This window comes from Rothia sp. HMSC066G07, from assembly GCF_001814485.1.
Classification (GTDB): domain Bacteria; phylum Actinomycetota; class Actinomycetes; order Actinomycetales; family Micrococcaceae; genus Rothia.
In genome coordinates, this window is record NZ_KV816922.1 from 69377 (window position 1) to 84124 (window position 14748).

Consider the following 14748-nt stretch of genomic DNA (forward strand, 5'->3'; position numbering starts at 1 on the left):
TTTCAGCGGTAAAGGACGATTGAAGACTACGGGCCGGCTCTTGGATAGCGAATGCGCAAAGAACCGTGTCCTCTTAAGTATGCAGATACACCAATCCGCCGCCCACAATAGTGGACGGCGGATTGACATATTTTAGGTTTAGCCTAAATCAGCTGAGATCCGTATTACTCGGAAACCTTCTGTGCTGCTGCGCCACCTGCGGGGGCGTAACCTGCAGCCTCTGCCGACTCAGCGGAGTCGAACCAGATTTCAGCCTTGGTGCTGGTGTACCAGCGGGAACCGGGCACGTGGTACTTCATGGAATCGGCGTTACCCTTAACCTCGAAGCCCTCGGGAGCCTCGCCGGACTCCAGGGGTGCGTGGGAACCTGCGGGCAGGCCCTCAGCTGCTTCAGCCTTGGGAGCCTCAGCTGCCTTCTCAGCAACCTTGGTTGCCTCAGCAACTGCACCCTGGGTTGCAACGGGCTCCATGACGAGCTCGATGACTGCCATGGGAGCGTTGTCACCCTTGCGGTTACCGATCTTGATGATGCGGGTGTAACCACCGGGGCGCTCTGCCATTGCCGGAGCAATAACGGTGAAGAGCTCGTGCACGACGGACTTGTCGGTGATGGAACGCAGCACGCGACGGCGAGCAGCCAGGTCGCCCTTCTTACCGAAGGTGATGAAGCGCTCTGCCACCGGACGCAGGCGCTTTGCCTTGGTCAGGGTGGTGGTGATGCGCTTGTGCTGGAACAGCTGCGCCGACAGGTTGTTGAGCATGTGGCGCTCGTGGGTCGGGGAACCGCCGAGGCGGGGACCCTTAGTGGGAGTAGGCATAGTTAAATCTCCATAGTTGCGTTCCCTAACGCCCCAGCAGCGGAGCCTCTTAGGGAATCAAGTTTGACTGATCCCGGTGGAACCGGGTGAACTATTCGGTCGAAATTATTCGCCGGAACCGTCTTCGTCATCAAGCGGGCGTGCAGCAGGCTCGAAACCGGGAGGGGAGTCCTTCAGAGACAGGCCGAGCTCGGTGAGCTTTGCCTTGACCTCGTCAATGGACTTAGCACCGAAGTTACGGATGTCCATCAGGTCAGCTTCACTGCGGGTCACGAGCTCACCCACGGTGTGGATGCCCTCGCGCTTGAGGCAGTTGTAGGAGCGGACGGACATGTTCAGGTCCTCGATCGGCAGTGCCAGATCAGCGGCCATGGACTCGTCGGCGGGCGACGGGCCAACTTCGATACCCTCAGCTGCAATGTTCAGCTCACGTGCCAGGCCGAAGAGCTCGACCAGGGTGCTGCCTGCAGAAGCAACAGCGTCACGCGGTGCGATGGCTTCCTTGGTTTCGACGTCCAGGGTCAGGCTGTCGAAGTCGGTGCGCTGCTCAACACGGGTCGCGTTCACGCTGAAGGTAACCTTCAGAACCGGGGAGTAGATGGAGTCAACCGGGATACGGCCAATCTCGCCATCGCCGACCTTGTTCTGAGCTGCAGTCACGTAGCCGCGACCGCGCTCGATAACCAGCTCAGCGTTGAAGTTTGCCGAGGCGTTCAGGGTTGCCAGGTGCAGTTCCGGGTTGTGGATCTCCACGCCAGCGGGAACCTCGATGTCGCCTGCGGTCAGTTCACCTTCGCCCTGCTTGCGCAGGTAGGCCACGACAGGCTCGTCGTTCTCAGAAGAGATGGAGAGCTTCTTGATGTTCAAGATGATCTCAGTGACGTCCTCGGTCACGCCGGGAACGGTGCTGAACTCGTGCAGTACGCCATCAATGCGGACGCTGGTAACAGCGGCGCCGGGGATGGAGGACAGCAGAGTACGGCGGAGGGAGTTACCCATGGTGTAGCCGAAACCGGGCTCCAGAGGCTCGATGGTGAAGCGCGAGCGGTTGGGCGCTACGACCTCTTCAGTCAGAGTGGGGCGCTGTGCAATAAGCACTTTGTTTCCTTTCGGTGAGCTCCGCTATATGAGCCCACAGGTTGGGGAAAACATATCTTAGGAAGCAGACGGGTGTCTGTACTCTCCGGGTACAGCTCCGTGGAGCGTACCCGTCGAGGGATTAGGTCAGGGACCTAATTAGACGCGGCGGCGCTTCGGGGGACGGCAACCGTTGTGTGCAACGGGGGTAACGTCCTGAATCGAACCGACCTCGAGGCCTGCAGCCTGCAGGGAGCGGATTGCGGTTTCGCGACCGGAACCGGGGCCCTTGACGAACACGTCAACCTTGCGGACGCCGTGCTCCTTGGCGCGGTTTGCAGCAGCCTCAGCAGCCAGCTGTGCGGCGTAGGGGGTGGACTTACGGGAGCCCTTGAAGCCCATGTCGCCAGCGGAGGACCAGGAGATCACTGCACCGGTGGGATCGGTGATGGAGACGATGGTGTTGTTGAAGGTCGACTTGATGTGAGCCTGACCAGCAACGATGTTCTTGCTAACCTTGCGGCGGTTGGTCTTACGAGCTGCCGCAGCGCGAGTCTTGGGAGGCATTTTTGATTCTCCTACAAAGGTTTTCTAATACGTTGGTCGGATAGAGATATCCAACAGAGCAACGTTGCTTACTTCTTCTTACCTGCGACGGTACGCTTCGGACCCTTGCGGGTACGTGCGTTAGTCTTGGTGCGCTGACCGTGAACCGGCAGGCCGCGGCGGTGGCGCAGGCCCTGGTAGGAACCGATTTCAACCTTACGGCGGATGTCAGCTGCAACCTCGCGGCGAAGATCACCTTCAACCTTGTAGTTGCCTTCGATGAAGTCACGAAGTGCCACGAGCTCCTGGTCGGTCAGGTCCTTGACGCGGGTGTCAGGGTTGACGCCGGTAGCAGCGAGGGTTTCGTGTGCACGGGTCTTGCCCACGCCGTAGATGTAAGTGAGAGCAACTTCCACGCGCTTTTCGCGGGGAATATCAACTCCAGCGAGACGTGCCATACTGGCTTCTCCTTGTTGTTTTCCAGAGGTCTATAGCATCACTGCCCGAGTTATTCTGGCTCGGTCCCCGGCCTCTGAGTCCGGAGGTATCCGAAGGCGCCTCTTGGGGCGTTGCTTCGGAGCGGTGCCTATGACAATTCCACCCTCTTATAGGGCGGCTATGAAGTCAGCTGCTAGGGATTAGCCCTGGCGCTGCTTGTGGCGCGGGTTTTCGCAGATCACCATGACCACACCGTGACGGCGGATCACCTTGCACTTATCGCAGATCGGCTTAACGCTCGGCTTGACCTTCATCGCATTCCTTTTGATTGCAACTTGATTACTGGCGAGATAAGAGGTTCCCTCACTTACGTTGGGGAACTGCGTTATCCCTTTGAACACGATTTAAACGCCGCCAGAGGCGACGTTTATCTCGGGTTTACTTGTAACGGTAGACGATACGACCTCGGGAAAGGTCGTAGGGGCTCAGTTCCACTACTACTCGGTCCTCAGGCAGGATGCGAATGTAGTGCTGACGCATCTTGCCCGAGATGTGTGCGAGAACCTTGTGGCCGTTATCCAGCTCAACACGGAACATCGCGTTGGGCAGAGCTTCAACCACAGAGCCTTCAATCTCGATGACGCCGTCTTTCTTAGCCATATCCTCCGCTAACGTCGGTGCCCGTCGCAGGTGCGGCGGGCAAATGTATCTTCTGTTTGTGAGCTCACCGCGGTGAGGTGCTGGGGCGTTTTAAGGCGCACTTAACACTGGCACAAACAACCAACTGTTAACTCTACGGCAAAGACCCTGGAAAAACAACCGTGATTTTTATGACATCAGGCACTTAAGGTTTAAAAGGAAGAAGCCCCTCCCCCACGCTCCAGAAAGCCTTGAGGATTTCCATCCGCAGGAAAGGGGCACCGCTTATCGGTCAAAGCTCAGCTACTTAGTCTTCCTTAGCGGCAAGCTGACCGCATGCACCATCAATATCTGAGCCTCGAGTATCACGAATAGTCGTCGGAATACCGTGGGCACGCAGACGCTCCACAAAGTTCTGCTCAACGCCCTTACGGGATGCCGTCCACTTCGAACCCGGGGTCGGGTTCAGCGGAATCGGGTTCACGTGCACCCAACCACGGCCGCGCTGCGCCAGCTTCTTACCGAGCAGATCCGCACGCCAGCCCTGATCGTTAATATCGCGAATCAGCGCGTACTCAATGGAGACGCGGCGGCCGGTCGTACGGTAGTAGTCGTACGCAGCGTCCAGAGTCTCGTCGACCTTCCAGCGCTGGTTAATCGGGATCAGCTCATCACGCAGCTCATCATCCGGAGCGTGCAGAGACAGCGCCAAAGTAATGGGCAGCTTCTCCAGCTCAAACTTACGAATACCCGGCACCAGGCCCACGGTCGACATGGTCAGACCGCGAGCAGAAATACCGAGGCCCTCGGGCGAAGGGTCAATCAGGCGGTGCACAGCACCCATGGTTGCCTTGTAGTTAGCAAGCGCCTCGCCCATACCCATGAAGACAATATTGGAAACACGCAGCGGACGAGTATCCTCAGAACCGCCTTCTGCTTCTTCCAGGCCCTTCATCTGCTTCAGGTAGCGGGCACCGGCAACGACCTGCTCCACAATTTCCGCGGTGGACAGGTTGCGAGTCAAACCCTGCTGACCGGTCGCACAGAAGGGGCAGTTCATACCGCAGCCAGCCTGCGAAGAGATGCACATGGTCACGCGGTTGTCATAACGCATGATGACAGACTCAATGAGCGCACCATCAAAGAGGCGGTGCACAACCTTCAGGGTGTCGCCACCGTCAGCCTCGAGGGTACGGACCGGGGTCAGAAGCTGAGGCATCGCCTGTGCAACCATCTGCTCGCGGTCCTTAGCCGGCAGGTCAGTCATCTCAGCGGGGTCAGTGACCAGACGCTCAAAATAGTGCTTGGACAGCTGGGATGCACGGAACGACTGGTAGCCAAGTTCCTTCAGAAATTCACGGCGGCCAGCCATGTCGAAGTCAGCGATATGCTTGGGCGGCTTCGCACGGCGCGGTGCTTTCAGGGCAATCTGGCCGGGTGCGGGGCGAACGTTCGAGATTTCAACCGGCACCTTGGTCGCAGCGGGTGCGGTTGCCTCGCCGCTATTGAGAGTTTCGCTCATGGAGCTTCTTCCTTGTGATGTGGATGCTTTCGGATGCGCTATCACGCACCGGACCGGATTCGCCGGTTTCTTCGGGTGGAGGTGGGGCAGCTAAAGGTGGATACCCCTCCCCTAGTGGTGGGACTTAGGCGGGGATCGGAACCGGGGTTACGCCAAAGCGAGCAAGTTCGCTTGCACCACCGTCTTCTGCAGTCAGGACCCAGATACCTTCGCTATGCACAGCAACGGAGTGCTCCCACTGGCAGGCATCGGAGCCGTCAACGGTTACAACGGTCCAGTCGTCGGAGAGCACCTTGGTCTCGATGGAACCAGTCACAAGCATCGGCTCAATAGCGAAAGCCATGCCGGGCTTGATCTTCGGCCCCATGTCACGCACTGCGTAGTTCAGTACGTCCGGTGCCATATGCATCTGGGAACCGATGCCGTGGCCCACGTAGTCTTCAATAATGCCGTACTTATCGCCGTATTCTTCGGTCACATATGCTTCGATGGCAAGGCCGATTTCGCCGACCTTCTTTGCGGTTGCCAGAGCGGCGATGCCGTGCCACATTGCCTCGCGAGTGACGGCGGAGAGCTCTGCGCGTGCTTCGCTCACATTGTCACCGACCAGCACAGTACGTGCCGAGTCGCCGTGCCACTGGCGGTTGGTTGCGGGGTCGATAACGTATGCGCCACCGTCGATAGAAAGGATGTCGCCGTCCTTGAGCACGTAGTCGCCGGGGATGCCGTGAACGACCTCATGGTTGACGGAGGTGCATACGGTTGCCGGGTAGTCGTAGTAGCCGTAGAAGTTGGAGGTGCCACCCAGTTCCAGCATGGTGCGTTCAAAAGCGGCGTTCACCTCTGCGGTGGTTGCGCCGGGGCGAGCTGCCGCCACTGCCGCATCGAGCGCGCGGCTGGTGATGACTCCTGCACGAGCCATCTGCTGAAGCTGTGCATTGGTTTTAATTTCGACTCGTGCCATTCTGGCTCCTTAGGTATAGGGGCGGTGCGCCCAAGCTTAGAACTCTACAGACAGCACTGTACCCCCGCAAGTCTTTGTGATGCATCATGCACCTCAAATTGCGGGGGTACAGCAGAAGATTACTTCAGAGCGTCGAGGATGCGCTCGGTGACTTCAGCAATCTCGCCGAGGCCGTTAACTTCCTTGACGATGCCGCGTTCGCGGTAGATTGCGATCAGCGGTGCGGTCTCTTCTTCGTAGACCTTCAGGCGGTGACGAATGACCTCTTCGTTGTCATCGGTACGACCCTGCTCTGCTGCGCGGTTGAGCAGACGCTCAACGAGTTCGTCGTTGTCTGCAACCAGCAGGAGAACTCGATCGATCTTCTCACCCTTGGCTTCGAGGATGGAGTCTAGCTCGTGCACCTGGGAGGTGTTGCGGGGGTAGCCGTCGAGCAGGAAGCCGTTGACGACGTCGCTTTCCTCCAGACGTGCGCGCACCATGTTGTTGGTGACAGAGTCGGGAACCAGGTTGCCGGAGTCGATGTACGACTTCGCTTCCTTGCCCAGCTCGGTCTCTTCCTTGATGTTCTTACGGAAGATATCACCGGTGGAAATCGCGGGAATCTTCAGCGCTTCAGCGATCTTGACGGCCTGGGTGCCCTTACCTGCACCGGGAGGGCCGACGATGAGCAGACGGTTCATCGGAGCAGTCCTTCGTAGTTTCGTTGTTGGAGCTGAGCGTTGATCTGCTTGAGAGTATCAAGACCAACACCCACCACGATCAGCAGCGAGGCGCCGCCGAACGGGAAATTCTGGTTTGCGTTGAATAGGATAAGCGCTACCAGGGGAATCATGGAAATTACACCCAGGTAAAGTGCGCCAGGCAACGTAATTCGGTTGAGTACGTAGCTGAGGTAACGCGCGGTGGGCTTACCCGCACGGATGCCGGGAATGAAGCCACCGTACTTCTTCATATTGTCCGCTACTTCTACCGGGTCGAAGGTGACCGCCACGTAGAAGTACGCGAAGCCAATAATCATGAAGAAGTAGAGAGCAATGTACAGCGGGTGATCGCCGCGCACCAGGTATGCGTTAATCCAGTTGACCCAGTCCGGCGGGGTGGAGCCGTCGGTGGGGGTGTTGAACTGGGCAATCAGGCCGGGCAGGGTCAGCAGGGAGGACGCGAAGATCAGCGGGATCACGCCGGCCATGTTGACCTTCAGCGGGATGTAGGTGCTGGTGCCGCCAATGGTGCGTCGACCAATCATGCGCTTTGCATACTGCACGGGGATACGGCGAACGGACTGTTCCACGTAGACCACGGCAAGCATGACCAGCAGGCCAATACCGCAGACAGCCGCGAAGATACCCCAACCGTGGGTGCGCTGGATGGAGCCCAGAGCGCTCGGGAAGGAGGAAGCGATGGAGGTGAAGATCAGCAGGGACATACCGTTGCCGACGCCACGCTCGGTAATCTGCTCACCCATCCACATGATGACGGTGGTACCTGCACACAGGGTGACGATAATCAGCAGGATGTGCAGTACGTCGTCCTGGGGGATGATGCCCGGGCAGTTACCCAGCAGAACGCCAGAGCGTGCCATCGAGACGATGGTGGTTGCATTCAGCAGAGCAAGAGCGATGGTCAGGTAGCGGGTGTACTGGGTGAGCTTTGCCTGACCCTGCGCGCCCTCATCGTGCAGCTCCTGGAATCGCGGGATGACCACGCGTAGCAGCTGGATGATAATGGACGCGGTAATGTACGGCATCACGCCGAGGGCAAAGATCGAAAGCTGCAGCAGTGCGCCACCACTGAAGAGGTTGACGATATCGTAGACGCCACCGCTTGTAACATTGGCGTTCAGACACTGCTGTACATTTCCGTAGGAAACGCCTGGCGCGGGGATGAAAGTGCCCACGCGGTACAGCACAATCATTGCCAGGGTAAACAGCAGCTTACGCCGCAAATCGGCGGTCTTGACGACTCGCCCGAATGCGCTCAGCACATGTCCTCCTGTAAGTCTATGGGGCGCCCATCCCTCTCAAAGAGTTTTAGGGCGCAGTAAACACATCTTCCAGTCTATCGTGTTTGGAGCGGGTAACGATAACTCCCTAGCAGATTATGTAGCTTTTATATTCTCTTAGCGTGATTTTTGAACGCCAAATGTGGCGCACACCAAGCGTTCAAATATACGAATACAGGAATATATCCCGTTGTGAGTCTTTCCGAGCAGCAAAAAGCCCCCGCCGTACAGTGTACGGACGGGGGCTTTCTCGTCTTGAAGACTACTTAACGGTTACAGAACCGCCAGCGGCCTCGATCTTCTCAATAGCGGAAGCCGATGCCTTGTCAACAACAACGTTCACCTTGACGGAGATTTCGCCGTTGCCCAGAACCTTCACGAGCTCGTTCTTGCGAACGGCACCCTTAGCAACCAGTGCCTCGACGGTGACGTCGCCACCGTTGGGGAACAGTTCCTGGATGCGGTCCAGGTTAACAACCTGGTACTCGGTGCGGAAGGGGTTCTTGAAGCCGCGCAGCTTCGGCAGGCGCATGTGCAGCGGCAGCTGGCCGCCTTCGAAGCCTGCACGAACCTGGTAACGTGCCTTGGTACCCTTGGTACCGCGACCTGCGGTCTTACCCTTGGAGCCTTCACCGCGGCCAACGCGGGTCTTTGCCTTGTGGGCACCCGGTGCCGGGCGCAGATCGTGAATCTTGATAGCTTCTGCCATCTTTACTTGACCTCCTCAACCTTCACCAGGTGAGCAACGGTGTTAACCATGCCAACGGTGACGGGGTCAGCAGTGCGGACTACCTTGTTGCCGGGGCGCTTGAGGCCCAGGGAACGCAGGGTGTCGCGCATGTTCTGCTTCTGACCAACATAGGACTTGACCTGGGTGATTTCCAGCTTTGCGTCGCTGGGCTGAATACGCTTGGCCATTACTACGCACCTGCCTTTTCAGACTTGGTGTTGCGCAGGTAGCTGGGGATAACCTCATCGGTGGGCAGGCCACGGCGGGCTGCCACTGCCAGGGGCTCCTCGAGCTCCTTGAGTGCTGCAACAGTTGCGTGAACGATGTTGATCTGGTTGGAGGAACCGAGCGACTTGGACAGCACGTCGTGAATGCCTGCGCACTCGAGTACTGCACGCACGGGGCCACCTGCGATAACACCGGTACCAGCGGTTGCCGGGCGGAGCATCACAACGCCTGCAGCTGCCTCACCCTGCACACGGTGCGGGATGGTGCGGCCTTCGATGCGGGGAACGCGGAAGAAGTTCTTCTTTGCTTCCTCGACACCCTTGGAGATTGCTGCGGGAACTTCCTTAGCCTTACCGTAGCCAACGCCGACCAGGCCGTTACCGTCACCAACGACGACCAGTGCGGTGAAGCTGAAGCGACGACCACCCTTGACGACCTTGGAAACGCGGTTGATGGTCACAACGCGCTCGATGTACTTGTCCTTCTCCTCCTCGCGAGCGCGGTTGTTACGGCGCTCACCACGGCCACGACGCTCGCCGCGGTTGTTGCGGCGCTCCTCGCGCTGGTTGGAGGTCTCAGCGGTTTCAGCTACTACTGCTTCGCTCACCTGAGTTTCCTTTACGTTCTGCTCGCTCATTAGAGTGCAAGACCTCCCTCGCGTGCACCGTCAGCAACGGCTGCAACACGGCCGTGGTACTTGTTACCACCGCGGTCGAACACGACTGCCTCAACACCAGCTGCCTTGGCGCGCTCTGCTACGAGCTCACCAACGCGCTTTGCCTTAGCGGTCTTGTCCAGGTCAGCTGCACGCAGCTCTGCTTCCATGGTGGAAGCGGATGCCAGGGTTACGCCCTTGACATCGTCGATAACCTGAACGAACATGTGACGGGTCGAACGGGTGACGCACAGGCGCGGACGCGCAGCGGTACCCGAAACGTACTTGCGGATGCGAGCGTGACGACGTGCACGCTGCGCTGCCTTCGACTTGATAGCCATGTTTACTTACCAGCCTTTCCGACCTTGCGGCGGATGTGCTCACCTGCGTAGCGAACACCCTTACCCTTGTAGGGATCGGGCTTACGCAGACCACGAATGTTTGCTGCAACCTGACCAACGAGCTGCTTGTCGATACCCGACACGGTCAGCTTGTTAGCACCCTCCACTGCGAAGGTAATACCCTCGGGAGCGGTGATGTTGATCGGGTGGGAGTAGCCCAGAGCGAACTCCAGGTCGTTACCCTTCGGGGTCACACGGTAACCGGTACCAACGATTTCCAGCTTCTTTTCGTAGCCGGAGGTAACGCCGATAATCAGGTTCTGAATCAGGGTACGAGTCAGACCGTGCAGCGAGCGAGACAGGCGCTCGTCGTTCGGACGAGATACAACGATCTCGTTTTCGTTCAGAGCCACGGTGATGGGGGAAGCTACCTTGTGGGAGAGCTCGCCCTTCGGGCCCTTAACGGTAACCAGGTTGCCATCGACCTTAACCTCAACGCCGGCGGGAACCGAGATGGGGAGACGTCCAATACGTGACATTATTCTCTTCCTTTCTCTTCTAACCGACTACCAGATGTAAGCGATGACTTCGCCGCCCACGCCCTTCTTCGCAGCCTGCTTGTCAGTGAGCAGACCCGAAGAGGTGGACAGGATTGCGATGCCGAGGCCACCCAGAACCTGGGGCAGGTTGGTGGACTTTGCGTAGGTACGCAGGCCCGGCTTGGAAATACGACGCACGCCAGCGATGGAACGCTCGCGGGACGGACCGTACTTGAGGACGAGGGTCAGGGTCTTGCCGACCTTTGCATCCTCAACCTTCACGTCGGCGATGTAGCCCTCAGCCTTCAGGATCTCAGCAATGCGAGCCTTCAGCTTGGAGTAGGGCATGGATACGGTGTCGTGGTATGCGGAGTTTGCGTTACGCAAACGGGTCAGCATATCTGCGACCGGATCAGTCATAGTCATTGTGGGCTTTAGCCCTTCCTCGTTGTGGTTTCCCTACCCCGCGGTAACGGGGTCTGGACCTACAACGTAGTCGTTAGTTGGTCTTGAACGGGAAGCCCAGTGCCTTCAAGATTGCACGGCCTTCTTCGTCGGTCTTCGCGGAGGTCACCACGGTGATGTCCATACCACGCACGCGGTCGATCGAGTCCTGATCGATTTCGTGGAACATGGACTGCTCGGTCAGACCGAAGGTGTAGTTACCATTACCGTCGAACTGGCGGTCCGAGAGGCCGCGGAAGTCGCGGATTCGGGGCAGTGCCAGGGTGACGAGGCGGTCCAGGAATTCCCACATGCGGTCGCCACGCAGGGTGACGTGTGCGCCGATGGGCATACCTTCGCGCAGCTTGAACTGTGCGATGGACTTCTTAGCGCGGGTAACAATCGGCTTCTGACCGGTGATTGCGGTGAGATCGCGGATTGCGCCGTCCATGAGCTTTGCGTCGCGAGCTGCCTCGCCAACACCCATGTTTACGACGACCTTAACGATCTTCGGGGTCTGCATGACGTTCTCGTACTTGAACTCTTCCTGCAGAGCGGGAACGACGACCTCAGCGTACTTGGTCTTGAAGCGGGGGGTGATCTTGGTTTCGGTCATTAGATGTCCTTACCCGAACGCTTAGCAACGCGCACGCGAACGGTGCGCTCCTTGCCGTCACGCTCTACAGTCTCGAGGCGGAAACCAACACGGGTCGGCTTCTTGGTCTCGGGGTCAACAATCGCAACGTTAGAAACGTGGATCGGTGCCTCAACCTTCTGAATGCCGCCTGCTGCGCCGGTCAGGGGGTTAGCCTTGGTGTGCTTGGTGACGACCTTGACGCCCTCAACAATCACGCGGTTTTCCTTGGGGAGAACCTTCAGAACCTTGCCCTGCTTGCCCTTATCTGCACCGGAAATAACCTGAACCAGGTCGCCGGACTTGATCTTAGCCATGAATTAGAGCACCTCCGGAGCCAGCGAAACGATCTTCATGAACTTCTTGTCGCGAAGCTCACGACCCACGGGGCCGAAGATACGGGTACCACGGGGATCACCATCAGTGTTCTTCAGGATCACTGCGGAGTTCTCGTCGAACTTGATGTAGGAGCCGTCGGGACGACGGGTTTCCTTCTTGGTGCGGACGACGACTGCCTTGACAACGTCACCCTTCTTTACGGTACCGCCGGGGATTGCATCCTTGACGGTTGCGACAATGATGTCGCCAATGCCTGCGTAGCGACGCGAGGAACCACCGAGAACACGGATGGTCAGGATTTCCTTCGCACCAGTGTTGTCGGCGACCTTCAGTCGCGACTCCTGCTGAATCATATTTCTCCTGTCGTCTCGCCGGTTCCGACTCGCTTTAGGCGCGAGCCAGCCTTGCGGAACATTTTTACGGGATTGGTTGACGCCCCGGGCCCCAACTCTATGGAAGGGGTTAGCGGAAACGCCTGGGGCAAACCCATGCCAGAAGCATTTGGACCCGCGTGAAGCGGGCGTATCCCACCCGTAAATAGCGGCATTATGCACTGGCACGAGAAGCCCGTGGTTGTGCGGCTATTTGGATACAGCCACACAGTCTTAACACTGTACAGGAAGCAGGTATGTAGCGCAAGAGTTTGCCGACTATGATTTCAGTCTCTTCCACCCTATCTCTGGGGATAGCCGGGCTTAGAGAGCAAAAACCCCATACCCCACATCACCATCGATTGAGAAGGCCCCTTATTTGACACTTAAAGCAGGAGGCCCCTTCGTGTAGTTCCTGACGCATAAGAAACTGAAGGGGCCTCGAGAAATCTATCAAACAATGTGTCAAACAAAGAAGATAGATATTAATATTTTACTACGCTTTAATGTCCCTCCACGACAGACTTGCCGCAGTACTGGCAAGAGACCACCCCGGTCCTACTCCCCACCTCTCAGACATACGCACAGTGCTAGAGCGCGGCTAGAGCGCGGCACGCACTACGTTGATATATCAGCTGCTCTCAGTCGCTCTTCACTCATCAGCTAGGGCATATATACTTTCGCGATACCGTCACGAACGATAGGGCGAGGAGGTTCTCCCGGTCGAGTCTCTTCTGCAGCCTCGTAGTATTCGCCAGAGTTTGCATCCAGCACGTAGGGAACCTCAGCTGCGGGGTAGTCTCCTGCTTTATCGACAGCAATAACACTCCCGTCCTTCAACAGGACCTGGTGGTTAATGCGGGTGGGAGCCACCTGCACGGTGTCAATAATGGCTCGATTGAGCGTATTAATGACGGTAACAGTTCCGCCACCAGCAACTGCCGCCTCCCCCTTGCCACCGAAATCAGCAACATAGAGCAGGTGACGTTCTGCATCGAGCAAGATATCGGTGGGCATCTTTCCGAACGGAAGATAAGCGAGGTGCTCACCCTCAAAGCTCAGAACATACAGACCGCCATTCTTACCCTCGCGCCCTTGCGCAGAGACATATAGTTCACCGCGCGTCGAATCAATCTCCACACCGTGAACACCGACTGGAGTATTGGCGTCTTCCCCGCCAATTACGGGCAGCTTGCGTGCAAGCTCCCAGGTATTCATATCCACAACCCAGATTTCATCTCGCATAATATTCGGGATGTACAGGAGGCTACGGCTTTCGTCCGCTACGGGTCCTAGTAGCATGGCAGGGCCTTCCCCTTGAAGGGGGCTAACCCTACGTTCCCCCTCTGCGGTGGGTGCAGAAATCACCTGGTAGCCGCCCATTCCGGTAACGAGTACGGCACCGTTGGGTGCGACGTATAGCTCACGCGGAGTCAGCATCTCTACTTCTAGAACGAGAGAATCCCATACGCGCGATAGGTCCTTTTGGGAGTATGCGGTAACCGAGTTTGTGCGGGTTCCTCCGGTCCAGAGAAGCCCCCGTTCATTGTCTGCGGCTAACCCATAGGCAGCTTGAACCTGGAAGAGGTTTGCTAGTTCGGGGTTATTTTCCGGGATAACGGGCAGAGTAGCCGTCTGCTCAATCTGCAGGGTATCCGCGTTTATGCGAGCAATTGTGGCGCAGAGAGTGCCGTGGGTCTTTGTGTGGTTATAGCTTCCACTTACAAAAAGAACGTTCTCTTCAGGGTTGTATGCCACTTGATACTGGCCAGCAAGTCCCGCGGAACGATCCACGGAAAAACGCTTAGCATCCGGCACGTTCTTCTGCTCTTCTCCTGCGACAGGGGGAACCATAAGTATCTCCAGAGTTGTGTAGTTTGGAGGCTAGCTCACCTTATATTTTGCGGGCTTAGCATCCGGAGCTTTCTGCTGTATATCTTACGCTTTGCCCACCATTTTGAGGCTTTTCTAGTGCAGTCCATGCACTACGAAATTCATCCTCAAGAGGTCCTATATTGGCATCCGGAGCTGTTCTCCCCTCCGGCTCTGAGCGGGGCAAATTTACCCCATGAAAGCTTTACAATATAAACATAATTAGCATAAAAGACATATATCTAGAACTATCGGCATCTTCTAGAACTAAAAGACTTATATCGAGTCGACCAGAGCCATAGATTTTGTAATATTTCTTCACCTCTGACCCCCTCAAAACAGCGTTCTGAAAAAATCTGCTTAAAAATTTAGAAATTAAGGGTTGTTTTTTCAAAAATCAAGTTTTTTAGCAAAAATCGCGATTCAAGGTGCGAAAATCAGCGAGATGTACCATAATAGAAGAGACGCATGCGTCAAACAAGAGGTTCGGTCCTTATCGGACAGATTTCTTGGGTCCCTTTTTCCTCGCTAATCCGTTTGTCTAGGGACCGAACCTCGCTTTGACACTAAACCCGCACTTCGGTGC

General features: G+C 57.1%; 20 protein-coding genes. All 20 read right to left on the bottom strand.

Annotation, left to right across the window (positions count from 1 at the left end):
• Window positions 1–164 precede the first annotated feature (164 nt).
• The 20 genes from rplQ to HMPREF2971_RS01950 all read right to left on the bottom strand — a co-directional run bounded on the left by rplQ (window position 165) and on the right by HMPREF2971_RS01950 (window position 13730).
• On the bottom strand, window positions 165–818 hold the full coding sequence (gene rplQ, locus HMPREF2971_RS01855) for a 50S ribosomal protein L17 (protein ID WP_012903064.1): 654 nt from the start codon (window positions 816–818) through the stop codon (window positions 165–167).
• A gap of 105 nt (window positions 819–923) precedes the next feature.
• Window positions 924–1916, bottom strand: a complete 993-nt coding sequence (locus HMPREF2971_RS01860; protein WP_070690925.1) for a DNA-directed RNA polymerase subunit alpha — start codon at window positions 1914–1916, stop codon at window positions 924–926.
• A gap of 138 nt (window positions 1917–2054) precedes the next feature.
• Entirely contained in the window at window positions 2055–2462 is a 408-nt protein-coding gene (rpsK, locus tag HMPREF2971_RS01865; RefSeq protein ID WP_005505028.1) for a 30S ribosomal protein S11, read from the bottom strand.
• Between the two features lie 68 nt (window positions 2463–2530).
• Window positions 2531–2899 carry a 30S ribosomal protein S13 gene (rpsM, locus tag HMPREF2971_RS01870; protein WP_005505026.1) on the bottom strand — a complete coding sequence of 123 codons (369 nt, stop codon included), beginning with the start codon at window positions 2897–2899 and terminating at the stop codon, window positions 2531–2533.
• 180 nt (window positions 2900–3079) lie between these two features.
• Window positions 3080–3193, bottom strand: a complete 114-nt coding sequence (gene rpmJ / locus HMPREF2971_RS01875; RefSeq protein ID WP_004005257.1) for a 50S ribosomal protein L36 — start codon at window positions 3191–3193, stop codon at window positions 3080–3082.
• Between the two features lie 124 nt (window positions 3194–3317).
• On the bottom strand, window positions 3318–3539 hold the full coding sequence (gene infA, locus HMPREF2971_RS01880) for a translation initiation factor IF-1 (RefSeq protein WP_005505018.1): 222 nt from the start codon (window positions 3537–3539) through the stop codon (window positions 3318–3320).
• A gap of 286 nt (window positions 3540–3825) precedes the next feature.
• Entirely contained in the window at window positions 3826–5040 is a 1215-nt protein-coding gene (gene rlmN, locus HMPREF2971_RS01885) for a dual-specificity RNA methyltransferase RlmN (RefSeq protein WP_044150213.1), read from the bottom strand.
• A gap of 124 nt (window positions 5041–5164) precedes the next feature.
• Window positions 5165–6004 carry a type I methionyl aminopeptidase gene (gene map / locus HMPREF2971_RS01890; protein ID WP_049341779.1) on the bottom strand — a complete coding sequence of 280 codons (840 nt, stop codon included), beginning with the start codon at window positions 6002–6004 and terminating at the stop codon, window positions 5165–5167.
• 119 nt (window positions 6005–6123) lie between these two features.
• Window positions 6124–6687, bottom strand: a complete 564-nt coding sequence (locus tag HMPREF2971_RS01895) for an adenylate kinase (RefSeq protein WP_005505015.1) — start codon at window positions 6685–6687, stop codon at window positions 6124–6126.
• Window positions 6684–7991, bottom strand: a complete 1308-nt coding sequence (gene secY / locus HMPREF2971_RS01900) for a preprotein translocase subunit SecY (protein WP_012903060.1) — start codon at window positions 7989–7991, stop codon at window positions 6684–6686. The genes HMPREF2971_RS01895 and secY overlap by 4 nt, the downstream gene beginning before the upstream one ends.
• A gap of 280 nt (window positions 7992–8271) precedes the next feature.
• Window positions 8272–8718 carry a 50S ribosomal protein L15 gene (gene rplO / locus HMPREF2971_RS01905; protein WP_005505008.1) on the bottom strand — a complete coding sequence of 149 codons (447 nt, stop codon included), beginning with the start codon at window positions 8716–8718 and terminating at the stop codon, window positions 8272–8274.
• A gap of 2 nt (window positions 8719–8720) precedes the next feature.
• Window positions 8721–8927 (bottom strand): 50S ribosomal protein L30, encoded by a 207-nt coding sequence (gene rpmD, locus HMPREF2971_RS01910; protein ID WP_004005265.1) that lies wholly within the window; start codon window positions 8925–8927, stop codon window positions 8721–8723.
• A gap of 2 nt (window positions 8928–8929) precedes the next feature.
• Window positions 8930–9574 carry a 30S ribosomal protein S5 gene (gene rpsE / locus HMPREF2971_RS01915; RefSeq protein WP_171840195.1) on the bottom strand — a complete coding sequence of 215 codons (645 nt, stop codon included), beginning with the start codon at window positions 9572–9574 and terminating at the stop codon, window positions 8930–8932.
• 29 nt (window positions 9575–9603) lie between these two features.
• Window positions 9604–9963 (bottom strand): 50S ribosomal protein L18, encoded by a 360-nt coding sequence (gene rplR, locus HMPREF2971_RS01920; protein ID WP_005505006.1) that lies wholly within the window; start codon window positions 9961–9963, stop codon window positions 9604–9606.
• Window positions 9964–9965: 2 nt separating this feature from the next.
• Complete coding sequence (gene rplF / locus HMPREF2971_RS01925; protein WP_005505004.1) at window positions 9966–10502, bottom strand: 50S ribosomal protein L6; 537 nt, start codon at window positions 10500–10502, stop codon at window positions 9966–9968.
• Between the two features lie 27 nt (window positions 10503–10529).
• Window positions 10530–10928, bottom strand: a complete 399-nt coding sequence (gene rpsH, locus HMPREF2971_RS01930) for a 30S ribosomal protein S8 (RefSeq protein WP_005505003.1) — start codon at window positions 10926–10928, stop codon at window positions 10530–10532.
• Between the two features lie 73 nt (window positions 10929–11001).
• The gene (gene rplE / locus HMPREF2971_RS01935; RefSeq protein ID WP_005505001.1) at window positions 11002–11562 is read right to left on the bottom strand and encodes a 50S ribosomal protein L5; all 561 of its coding nucleotides are present in this window, start codon (window positions 11560–11562) and stop codon (window positions 11002–11004) included.
• On the bottom strand, window positions 11562–11897 hold the full coding sequence (gene rplX / locus HMPREF2971_RS01940; protein WP_005504988.1) for a 50S ribosomal protein L24: 336 nt from the start codon (window positions 11895–11897) through the stop codon (window positions 11562–11564). Before rplX ends, rplE begins: the two co-directional genes overlap by 1 nt.
• Window positions 11898–11900: 3 nt before the next feature.
• On the bottom strand, window positions 11901–12272 hold the full coding sequence (gene rplN, locus HMPREF2971_RS01945) for a 50S ribosomal protein L14 (RefSeq protein WP_005504986.1): 372 nt from the start codon (window positions 12270–12272) through the stop codon (window positions 11901–11903).
• A 681-nt stretch (window positions 12273–12953) separates the two neighbouring features.
• Window positions 12954–13730 carry a YncE family protein gene (locus HMPREF2971_RS01950; protein ID WP_239669209.1) on the bottom strand — a complete coding sequence of 259 codons (777 nt, stop codon included), beginning with the start codon at window positions 13728–13730 and terminating at the stop codon, window positions 12954–12956.
• Window positions 13731–14748 lie beyond the last annotated feature (1018 nt).

Coding starts and splice junctions, on each gene's coding strand:
- infA (WP_005505018.1), bottom strand. CDS start 3,539: ATGGCTAAGAAAGACGGCGTCATCGAGATTGAAGGCTCTGTGGTTGAA.
- rpsH (WP_005505003.1), bottom strand. CDS start 10,928: ATGACTATGACTGATCCGGTCGCAGATATGCTGACCCGTTTGCGTAAC.
- HMPREF2971_RS01950 (WP_239669209.1), bottom strand. CDS start 13,730: ATGCTGACTCCGCGTGAGCTATACGTCGCACCCAACGGTGCCGTACTC.
- rplQ (WP_012903064.1), bottom strand. CDS start 818: ATGCCTACTCCCACTAAGGGTCCCCGCCTCGGCGGTTCCCCGACCCAC.
- rpmJ (WP_004005257.1), bottom strand. CDS start 3,193: ATGAAGGTCAAGCCGAGCGTTAAGCCGATCTGCGATAAGTGCAAGGTG.
- rplF (WP_005505004.1), bottom strand. CDS start 10,502: ATGTCACGTATTGGACGTCTCCCCATCTCGGTTCCCGCCGGCGTTGAG.
- rlmN (WP_044150213.1), bottom strand. CDS start 5,040: ATGAGCGAAACTCTCAATAGCGGCGAGGCAACCGCACCCGCTGCGACC.
- rplR (WP_005505006.1), bottom strand. CDS start 9,963: ATGGCTATCAAGTCGAAGGCAGCGCAGCGTGCACGTCGTCACGCTCGC.
- rplO (WP_005505008.1), bottom strand. CDS start 8,718: ATGGCAGAAGCTATCAAGATTCACGATCTGCGCCCGGCACCGGGTGCC.
- map (WP_049341779.1), bottom strand. CDS start 6,004: ATGGCACGAGTCGAAATTAAAACCAATGCACAGCTTCAGCAGATGGCT.
- HMPREF2971_RS01895 (WP_005505015.1), bottom strand. CDS start 6,687: ATGAACCGTCTGCTCATCGTCGGCCCTCCCGGTGCAGGTAAGGGCACC.
- rpsK (WP_005505028.1), bottom strand. CDS start 2,462: ATGCCTCCCAAGACTCGCGCTGCGGCAGCTCGTAAGACCAACCGCCGC.
- rpsM (WP_005505026.1), bottom strand. CDS start 2,899: ATGGCACGTCTCGCTGGAGTTGATATTCCCCGCGAAAAGCGCGTGGAA.
- rplE (WP_005505001.1), bottom strand. CDS start 11,562: ATGACCGAAACCAAGATCACCCCCCGCTTCAAGACCAAGTACGCTGAG.
- rpmD (WP_004005265.1), bottom strand. CDS start 8,927: ATGGCCAAGCGTATTCAGCCCAGCGACGCAAAGCTGGAAATCACCCAG.
- rplN (WP_005504986.1), bottom strand. CDS start 12,272: ATGATTCAGCAGGAGTCGCGACTGAAGGTCGCCGACAACACTGGTGCG.
- rplX (WP_005504988.1), bottom strand. CDS start 11,897: ATGGCTAAGATCAAGTCCGGCGACCTGGTTCAGGTTATTTCCGGTGCA.